This is a genomic window from Novosphingobium sp. 17-62-19 (assembly GCF_002256775.1).
Classification (GTDB): domain Bacteria; phylum Pseudomonadota; class Alphaproteobacteria; order Sphingomonadales; family Sphingomonadaceae; genus Novosphingobium.
Window position 1 is genome coordinate 1 of sequence record NZ_NCII01000140.1, and the last position, 8978, is coordinate 8978.

Sequence of the window (8978 nt, forward strand, 5' to 3'; positions counted from 1 at the left end):
GAGGGAATATCGAGGTGCCCCATGTCGTCGTGCCGATCGTCGCTCGAATACGAACCGAGCCAAAACCGGCCGTCAGCCCGAGCGACGCCAGACGGATCTCCAACGCCGTCTGCCCCTCCACGGTGACGAAATACCAGTTGGCCACCGTGGAGCGATTGGCGAACTGCCAGGTCCAGACCGTCGCGGTAAAATCGAACGTCTGTCGATCGATCATCGGATAGGAGCAGGGCTCGTCCAGTGCGGCTGCGCCACCTTGTCCAGCCAGGTAGAACCGAGCGGTTGCATCGAGAGCCAGGTTTCGACCAGCCGGGTAGCTTCGCCGTGTCGGGCTTGGGCGGCGGCACGCCCGGTGCGAACTCGCGCCAGATCGCGGCGATAAAGCACAGGGCGCTGAATAGGATCAGAACCGAGCCGGTGGCCGCGATCATCCAGTCGGGCACCAGCTTGTCGAGCAAGGCGCGAGCACCGATGCCGGCTGCCAAAGCAGCGAGCCCGGTTCGCACCCAGGCAGCATAGGTCCGTTCGGCCGCGAGGACGGTCCGATCCGCAGCAAGTACTGTGCGGCGATCGGCGCTGTCGGTCTGCTGCTCGGCGCTGGTCGCGAGCTTGTCGGCGCTGTTGACCAACTGCCTGGCCGCATGGACGGGCTTCGCCGGCTCCGGCGGTTTGTCGTCCGTCACAGGTCGAACCCGTCACCGGGCTGCTGGAGGCGGTGGAAGGTCATGCCAGCCTTCTCGAAATAGGGCTCATAGGTATCGTAGCGCTGCGTCAGGAACCAGTCGCGGGCATAGCCATCGTGGACCGGGAGCACATGGCTTGGACGCATGGACCTGGCGAACTCGTGGGCGCCGATCTCGGTCAGGAACGGCGCCATCACCGGCAGCGCCAGCGCCTCAATTCCAGCAAATTGGCGGAGCCGTTCATCGAAGCTATCGCCGGGATTGAGAAGGCGATCATTGACGACAAATGCCAGGACGGCCGGGATTTCTTCGGCGAGGATCGGCTCATGGCGCACCGGCAGGGCACGGACCGCGAATGGTCCAAGGTCGAGCCCTTCTTCTCTTACCTCGCTGACGGTGAAGCCCTGGCTGCGCAACGTGGCTGCGACCTTGTTGCCTCCGAATATCCGCGGTTCGCCATCGCCGACGATGGTGCGTAGCGCCTCGCAGTCGAGATGATCGGGATGGCCGTGCGTAAATAGGATGAAATCCACGTCGCTGAGGTCGCGAGGATCGACACGCCTATCGACGAACGAGAATTTGCCTGGGTCGAACAACAGCCGCTTGCCCTGGAGCGTCAGCCTCAAGCAGCTATGGACGAATTTCTCGATACGCATCAGGCGCCTCCTTCATCCGATCAACGCGGCGCGCGGCGATCAGTCACTCAGCCAGTCCCGCCCGGCGCGTCGGGAGCGCCCTGACTTCCGGATTCCTTGCCGGCCGGCGCCGCGCTGCCCTGCTTCGCGCTCAGCGCCGTCAGATAGTCGACGATCGCTGGAATATCCTTTTCCGAGACCGGTGCCTTATAGACCTCCTTCATCTTGGTGACCGTCGCCTTCCACTGGTCGGCCGTGAGCGCGGGCTGGGTCAGTGCCATGCTGGCCGAATGGCACGAGGTGCAGTTGGCGTTGATCACGTCGGCGTGCGGGCCGTCGGGAAATTGCTGGTCGTCGATCGGCAGGTCGACCGTGTCCGACGTGAGCGCGAACCCGCCAAAAGCGATGCTCGACGGTGCCGGGCCGCTGGGTGCGGGCGGCGGTGGGGGCACGTGGCTGCCGGGCGGGCCGATCGCGATCAGGACTATGGCCGCAAGGCCGACCGCACCGAAGGATAGCATGCCGATCGAAGGGACTTTCATCTCGGCTCTCCTCAGGACGCAGTGATGTTGGTGGTTTCGATATTGCCGCGCATGAACCCGCCCGGGTTCCAAATTGGCGCCATCGGCTGCGCGACCCCGTCCGTGTTCCAGCAGCGCGACATCAGCCGGACATTTCCGCGCGCCGCCAGCGGCACCTGCGTGTCCCAGCGGCGGAAGCTGTACTTGCCGTGATCGGGACCGAGCCGGGTGTGATACCAGGTGCGGCCGCCATCGGTGGAGACGTCGACCTTGGCGACCCCGCAATCGCCGCCCATGGCGATACCACCGAGCGGGATCGTTCGATCATATGCGATGGCCTGGCCTTCGCCGAGACTGGTGACCCAGGACCGCGGGATCATCCGGTTGATTGGGACTGTCGGGAAGTCCTTTGCGCCCGGCTTCACATTGGCGCCCGGGGTCGCCGGGATCTTGTAAGCCTTGGCCATCCAATATTCGTCATCTGGGCCGGGCAGCACCTCGATGTCATTGAGCATCTTGACCCAATAGGTCGAATACCAGCCCGGCACGATCAGCCGGCAAGGGAAGCCGTTCAGCAGGGGCAATTGCTCACCGTTCATGCCGAAGGCGATCATCACCTCGCCGTCTCGAGCATGGTCGATGTCGAGCGCCTTCTCGAAATCGGGTGCGCCGGCAACGACGGGCTGGTCGAGGGCGCCGAAGCGCACCTGCACCGCGCCGGGCTTTACGCCGGCATAGTCGAGGATGTCGCCTAGCCGGACGCCGAGCCATTTGGCGTTGCCCATCGCACCATTGCCCCATTGTGCGCCGGGCACGCGCGGCTGGAACAGGCCGCGGCTGTTGCCCGAGCACTGATTGACCGCCGCCATCTCGACGCGCGGCAACCGGAGCAGCTGCGCAAGGCTGATCGAAAGCGGTCTATTGACGTGGCCGCGGACGGTGAGCCGGAAAATATCGACATCGATCGAGGTCGGGATGTCGGCCCAGTGCCAACGCACGAAAAACTGGTCGTTGGGGGTGAAAACGTCGCGGTCGAATACCTCCATCGGAGTTTCGAGCAGCGGCGGGTGCATGCGCTGAAGGATCATGCTGCCTTTGCCGGGAAAGGCGCTGGTCATCGGCCGCCCGGCATTGCCGCCGGGAAGGTGCAGGTCGACGAGGCTCTGCGCGAGTGCGGGGCCGGCAGCGAGCGCGGCGCCGCCGAGCGCGGCCTGACCCAGAAAGCGGCGACGACTGCTTTCGGCGGCGAACCAAGTGTCGAGCTTGTCCATGATAGCATTCCCTTCTTCGGGCGAACGTGGCCGATCCGGCTCGTCGAGCCAAGCGATCGGATTTTCGATTTTGATCGCCTCAGGCGATCAGTTGGGTGTCGCGATGCAGGGCGATACGAAGAGGTGGCCCTTCCACGCGCCGGCGAGCGTCTTGGCGGCGACCACCACCCACATCATCGCGAGGGCAAGGGTGAGCACCGTCCCGACGATCCCGAAGAAGGCGAGGTCGAAGGTCGTGCCGAGGCGGAAGGTCGCGACCGTGTAGACGCCAAGCGGGAAGGTATAGCCCCACCAGCCGAGATTGAACGGGATCCCGGCGCGCCAGTAGCGCCAGGTGATCAGCATCGCGAGCGCCAGCCACCACAGGCCAAAGCCCCAAAGCAGCAGCCCCGCGATGCTACCGAGACCCTGGGCAATGCCGGCAATTGAGGCGAGACCGTGCGCCGAGAGGATCGCTGGCGCGTCAGCGCCCAGCACGAGCATTCCGAGCGCACCGGTGCCGATCGGGCCGAGCGAGAGCCAGCTCGACGCGGCCATCCCCTCGTGCGGCAGCTTGTGCAGCGCCATGCGAAGGATGAGTAGCGCGAGGATACTGAAGGCGACCGGCACCGAATAGGCCCAGAGCACATAGGAAGTGAGCAGCGTCACGAATTGCGCATGCGGATCGGCGAGATGTGGCGCCAGCAGCCCGCCGCTCGCCGCCGCCACCTCTGCCGCGACCACCGGGAGCAGCCAGACGGCGGTCATGCCGTCGAGGCTGTGCTCGTGACGGGTGAACATGAAATAGGGAATGACGACGCCGCAGGTCACGGCCACCGCGACATCGATCCACCACAGGACATGCGCTACACCGACGATGCCGTCGCCGAACCGGGCGATCCCAAAGGCGAGGCAGCCGTTGATGATCGTGGCGAGGCCCATCGGGATGGTGCCGATGAACATCGACACCGTGTTATGGCCGAAGATCCGCCGTGCCTCATGGCCAAACATTATCCAGCGCGCCGAATAGAGGCCGGTGAAGAGCGCAAACAGCGCGATGTTGAAAAACCACAACGCCTCGCCGACCGGCTTCAATGCCGGGCCGATGCCCGGCACCTGCGGTAGCGCCAGCGCGAGGATGCCGGTGCCCATGGTCGCGGCGAACCAGTTGGGGGTGAACTGGCGGATCATCTCGCGGGGATGATCGAGGCGCGAGAGTGGACGCAGGCCGCCGAGCACGGGCTTGAGGTCGCCGGTCATCATCCATGCTCCTTCACGAGATCGGTCAGCGCGTCGGCCGCTTTGGTGCGGTAACGCTCCTTGTGGCGCAGCGCTTCGAACGGCCGTGCGGGCAGCCCAAGACCCAGGTCATGCAGATGCCCCGCCGCCAGCGCCCTGCGTACGACGAGTTCGGACAGCACTGCCACCCCGGCGCCGGCTTCGACAGCCGAGCGAACCGCTTCATTGGACGGCAGGGTCATGCCGATGCGGAGATCGGCAGGGTCGACGCCGCGGTGGCGCAGCACCTCCTCGAAGGTCGAGCGCGTGCCCGATCCCTGTTCGCGCACGATCCAGTTGGCCTCGCGGACCCAGGTTTCATCGACATTTCCGGTTGGCTCTGCGCCGACCAGTAACATCCGGTCCTCGGCGACTTTCCAGTGCGCAAGTGCCGGCTCGTCGACCGAACCTTCGACAAAGCCAAGTTCGGCCGTGCCGTCGAGCACCTGCGCAGCAGCACCGTCGGTGTTGTCGATCGCCAGTTCGATGCCGATCAGCGGATGGCGACGATGAAATTCAGCGAGCCGCGCAGGCAGCCAGTAGCTGGCGATGGTCTGACTCGCGACGATCCGCAGCGTGCCGCGCTTGAGACCACCGAACTCCGCCAGCGCCAGCCCGGCGCTCGCGGCCCGGCCGAGGACGGCGCGCGCCTCGTCCAGAAACATGCGACCCGCCTCGGTGAGCTCAATGCCGCGCCCGACCCGATGAAATAGCGGCACGTCGTGGCGCGCTTCGACCAACTTGTTGATTGGATCGTTCCAATCGTCATTCACGATTGGTTGAGCAGGGCCGCTGCTTCGCTGAACGCCGCGCGAAGGCGATCCATAACCTGAGGACTTGTACAGACGTTGGCCGGGCTGGGATGCGGCATCGGCATGACCTTGATCGAAGCATCATGCGCCGACACGAGTTGTCCGGCCTTGGTCGCCACCCGGCCGGCCAGCAAGCAGACTTTCAGCTTGGGCAGCAGCGCGAGAAGCCCGGGGAGCGTGGCCAGCCCGGCATCGATCTCGGCTTTGCGCAGGGTGCGATTGCGGGCACCGGGTGGATGCATGATCCAAGGCACGGTGTTCCAGAGTACAAAATCGGACCGGTCGATGCCGGCCTCGTCGAGATAGCGCCGCAGATTGCGGGCGGTCCCGGACGGATTGTCGCGCGACACGAAGCGGGTGCGCTCAGGCCCGGGACCGGGGGTTTCGAGAAGCAACAGCAGCCGGGCGTCGACCCCGCCGTCCGCCGGGTCGAAATGCGGCACAGGTCTGCCGTCGGCCAACAGCCCTTCGCGCCAGCATTCGAGCTGTGCGACATGCGCATCCGCCAAGGACTGCCGCCGTCGCTTGATCAGGTCGGGGTCGTCGAGCCAGGCCATTCATCTCCATTCGTGATCGGAACGACAAATATCATCGGTTGGATCGATGACTAGCAACGCGCCACCTTGGTCACAGTTACAGCAATGCAGCAATGGCAGCGCTGTCGATCAGGAGATCCGACATGGCAACGCGCATTATGGAGAGCGAGTTTCAGCCCAAGGAAGTGGTGGAAGAACCGACGCGACCGGCATTACGCTTGGTCCGATCCGATGATCCATACGCCGAACTGGAGCGACCAGCGCCCGGCGTCGCCAGTCGCGGGGTTCATCCTAATGTGCTCGTTGCGCTGGTGGGGTTCTATGCAATAATGGTCGGGTCATTCTGGGCCTTCTTCGCACGCGATGCGGCAGCGGCAGGTGTCCTCGTCGTCGTGACGCTGTTCACGGTCATGTATTTCTCGCTGATCGTCGGCGGTATCCTCCTCGCTGACAGTGCTGCGCCGGGCGAGCGGCAGCGCAGCCTTGGCGAGTTCCTGCGCGGCCCGGTCGAAATCCTCGCCGGGACGATCAGCGGCCGCGAGGCGACGATGCAAATATTGCTCCTGCCGGCGGCGATGATGACACTGGCTGCCATCATAGGCGTTATCGCGAGACTATCATGAGAAGGGGCATGCGCTTGAAACTGATACTGGGCCTTGCCGGCCTCGGCCTCGCGGCATCCGCAGGCGCACTCGCAGCGGCGCCTCAGGACTTCGCCACCGACATGGCCGCCGCGATGGAGCAGATGCATCATGAGATGATGGTCGCGCCGTCCGGTGATCCGGACCGCGACTTCGCGGCGATGATGATCCCGCATCACCAGGGCGCAATCGAGATGGCACAGGCGCAACTGCGCTACGGCAAGGACGAACGCCTGCGCCGTCTCGCGCAGGGCATCATCGTTGAACAGCGTCAGGAGATCGCGGTCATGCAGGCGATCCTTGCCGAGAAGGGCGCACCGCCGAGTGTGCCTCACCAGCATCAGGGAGACGGAAAATGATTACGAATCACCTCAAGATGGCGTTTGCCATGTCTGCCCTCGGCCTGCTGGCGAACCCCGCATCCGCGCAGCAGGTGCCCAATGCGATGCCCGACCGGCCGATCAGTTCGCAGGACCGCTTCTATACTTCGGACCAGTTTTCCAACACGGTATCGGTCATCGACCCATCAACCAACCGGCTGCTCGGCGTCATCAAGCTCGGCGATCTGACGCCCGCCAATCTGAGCCCACTCTACAAGGGTCAGCTTCTGGTCCACGGCATCGGCTTCTCACCCGATGGCAGGACGCTGGCGGTGATCTCGATAGGGTCGAACTCGGTGACCTTCATCGATACGGCCACCAACGCGGTCAAGCACACCGCCTATGTCGGCCGCTCGCCGCACGAGGCGTTCTTCCGTCCCGACGGGCGCGAGGTCTGGGTCAGCGTTCGCGGCGAGGACTATATCCAGGTGCTCGATGGCAAGACGTTCGAACCCACCACGCGCATCACCGTCCCGAACGGCCCGGGCATGACGATCTTCTCGCCCGACGGCAAATACGGGTACGTTTGCTCGAGCTTCTCGCCCGAGACGGTCGTGATCGACACCAAAGCCAAGAAGGTCGTCGGACGTGTCGCCCAAGCTAGCCCCTTCTGCCCCGACATCGCCGCGACACCCGATGGCAGGCAGGTCTGGCTGACGCTCAAAGATGTCGGCAAGGTAATGGTGTTCGACGCCAAGCCGCCGTTCGCTGTCCTTAAGACGATCGACACCGGCCCCATCACCAATCACGTCAACATCGCCCGCACGTCGCGCGGACAGTTCGCCTATGTGACAGTCGGCACGCAGAACATCGTCAAGGTGTTCCGCACCGACACGTTCGAACAGGTGGCGACAGTTTCGGTCGGCGCGCTGCCGCACGGGTTATGGCCTTCGGGCGACGGCACCCGCATCTATGTTGGGCTGGAGAATGGCGACGGCGTTGCGGTCATCGATACTGCCACCAACCGCCTGCTCACGACCATCCCTATCGGTCAGGGGCCGCAGGGCGTCGCCTATGTACCGGGCGCGGTGCCTTCGGGCGACGGCATGGCCAATCTGGTCCCGCTCGATATGGCCAGCGGCAAGGTCCAGTTGACCCTGTCAGGCCAGGGCCAGAGCCAAGTCACTTTGTTCGATCAGGGGCAGGTCCAGATCCTGCAGGCCGCCGTCGCCGGCCTGCCGCCCAAGCAACCGTTCACGCTCGGACTGGCGACCAAACCCGACGGGACGGGTGCGATTCAACCTCTTGCCAAGTTCATGACCAATCCGGCCGGCGCCGCCATCGTCAACGCCGTCGGGCCGATCCGCCAGATTGTCGCGGATGCTGCCCCAGCCGAGCGCCGTTATTTGGTCATTCGTGCCGGTGATCCGGATTCGCAGGGCGCGGTAGTGCAGAAACAAGCCCATTGAAGCCCGCGCGCCGCTGGCTACCAATTGTGCGCAGCGGCGTTTCATCGCTCTTCGACTCCCTAGTTATTGAAGGGAAGCTCATCGACGTCCGCGTTTACCTAAAGCCGTCGGACACCGTCTAACCTGCTAACGACGGCTTTGTCCCAGAGCCGGTCAATTGGACCATGCAGCGTGCTCAAAAACACGAACTACAGAAATCTCTCTCCAGCATGGTTCTCGAACAGCGCTGCGTCGCGGACATAGCCGAGCAGCACTTCGACCTTTTTTTGCCGTGATACCTCCTGCATCTTCGGCAATGAGGCCCCCGCCTTGGCTGCCTCGGTCAGGAACCCTGATCGTAGCGAGTGGGCACCGAATGCGGCAGGATCGAGCCCAACCTTTTGGGCGTAGCGCTGGATCAGGCGGGCAACTGAGCGATCTGACATCGGCTCTTTGGTCATCATCCCTTGTGCGTCGGTGCGGAAGAACAGGGGACCTGCCTCCCCTCCCCTGACGCTGAGCCATTCATTCAGCCGAGCGCCGGGCTTGAGTACCTTGCCAGAGGGCACGGCGATGACCTGCCCTGCCCCCTCCTGGTCGGTTTTCGAATGCCGGATCGTCAGCTTGAGCCCCTCGCCCACCAGTTCGAGGTCAGCCAGCTTCAACGCGACCAATTCGGAACGCCGTAGCGCCGCCGCCAACCCAAGTGCCATGACCGCTCGGTCGCGGATCGCTCGTGGACTCTGGCCTTCAGCTGCTGCGATCATTCGAGCCAGATCGGCGGCCAAAATAGCACTCTTCTTGCGCGTCGGCCGCGCACGCTGCTCACGCCGGATCCCCGCAAGTGTGTCGCCAAT

11 protein-coding genes and 1 pseudogene are annotated in these 8978 nt (G+C 64.2%); 3 read left to right on the forward strand and 9 right to left on the reverse strand.

Annotation, left to right across the window (positions count from 1 at the left end):
* The 8 genes and pseudogenes from B7X90_RS17965 to B7X90_RS18000 all read right to left on the reverse strand — a co-directional run.
* On the reverse strand, positions 1 to 214 hold a 214-nt coding region (locus B7X90_RS17965; RefSeq protein WP_292626906.1), incomplete at its 3' end, for a DUF1905 domain-containing protein.
* Between the two features lie 205 nt (positions 215 to 419).
* A pseudogene (locus B7X90_RS18410) lies at positions 420 to 680 on the reverse strand (DUF202 domain-containing protein); the annotation flags it as partial.
* Positions 677 to 1336, reverse strand: a complete 660-nt coding sequence (locus tag B7X90_RS17975) for an MBL fold metallo-hydrolase (RefSeq protein ID WP_292626887.1) — start codon at positions 1334 to 1336, stop codon at positions 677 to 679. The gene B7X90_RS17975 and the pseudogene B7X90_RS18410, both read right to left, overlap by 4 nt.
* Positions 1337 to 1383: 47 nt before the next feature.
* Positions 1384 to 1857, reverse strand: coding sequence for a cytochrome c (locus B7X90_RS17980; RefSeq protein WP_017182149.1), 474 nt, complete (start codon positions 1855 to 1857; stop codon positions 1384 to 1386).
* An 11-nt stretch (positions 1858 to 1868) separates the two neighbouring features.
* Positions 1869 to 3107 carry a molybdopterin-dependent oxidoreductase gene (locus B7X90_RS17985; RefSeq protein ID WP_017182150.1) on the reverse strand — a complete coding sequence of 413 codons (1239 nt, stop codon included), beginning with the start codon at positions 3105 to 3107 and terminating at the stop codon, positions 1869 to 1871.
* Positions 3108 to 3194: 87 nt separating this feature from the next.
* The gene (locus B7X90_RS17990; protein ID WP_026002223.1) at positions 3195 to 4346 is read right to left on the reverse strand and encodes a TDT family transporter; all 1152 of its coding nucleotides are present in this window, start codon (positions 4344 to 4346) and stop codon (positions 3195 to 3197) included.
* Positions 4346 to 5137 (reverse strand): LysR family transcriptional regulator, encoded by a 792-nt coding sequence (locus B7X90_RS17995; RefSeq protein ID WP_292626896.1) that lies wholly within the window; start codon positions 5135 to 5137, stop codon positions 4346 to 4348. Before B7X90_RS17995 ends, B7X90_RS17990 begins: the two co-directional genes overlap by 1 nt.
* Positions 5134 to 5733 carry a uracil-DNA glycosylase gene (locus B7X90_RS18000; RefSeq protein WP_017182153.1) on the reverse strand — a complete coding sequence of 200 codons (600 nt, stop codon included), beginning with the start codon at positions 5731 to 5733 and terminating at the stop codon, positions 5134 to 5136. Before B7X90_RS18000 ends, B7X90_RS17995 begins: the two co-directional genes overlap by 4 nt.
* 122 nt (positions 5734 to 5855) lie before the next feature.
* Here B7X90_RS18000 and B7X90_RS18005 point away from each other — a divergent pair, with 122 nt between their 5' ends.
* The 3 genes from B7X90_RS18005 to B7X90_RS18015 are packed head-to-tail and all read left to right on the forward strand — an operon-like array spanning position 5856 to position 8142.
* Positions 5856 to 6335 carry a hypothetical protein gene (locus tag B7X90_RS18005; RefSeq protein WP_017182154.1) on the forward strand — a complete coding sequence of 160 codons (480 nt, stop codon included), beginning with the start codon at positions 5856 to 5858 and terminating at the stop codon, positions 6333 to 6335.
* Positions 6336 to 6343: 8 nt separating this feature from the next.
* Entirely contained in the window at positions 6344 to 6712 is a 369-nt protein-coding gene (locus B7X90_RS18010) for a DUF305 domain-containing protein (protein ID WP_017182155.1), read from the forward strand.
* Complete coding sequence (locus B7X90_RS18015) at positions 6709 to 8142, forward strand: YncE family protein (RefSeq protein WP_017182156.1); 1434 nt, start codon at positions 6709 to 6711, stop codon at positions 8140 to 8142. Before B7X90_RS18010 ends, B7X90_RS18015 begins: the two co-directional genes overlap by 4 nt.
* 188 nt (positions 8143 to 8330) lie before the next feature.
* Here the strand turns inward: B7X90_RS18015 and B7X90_RS18020 are convergent.
* A partial coding sequence (locus B7X90_RS18020; protein ID WP_292626904.1) for a site-specific integrase occupies positions 8331 to 8978 on the reverse strand: 648 nt, incomplete at its 5' end.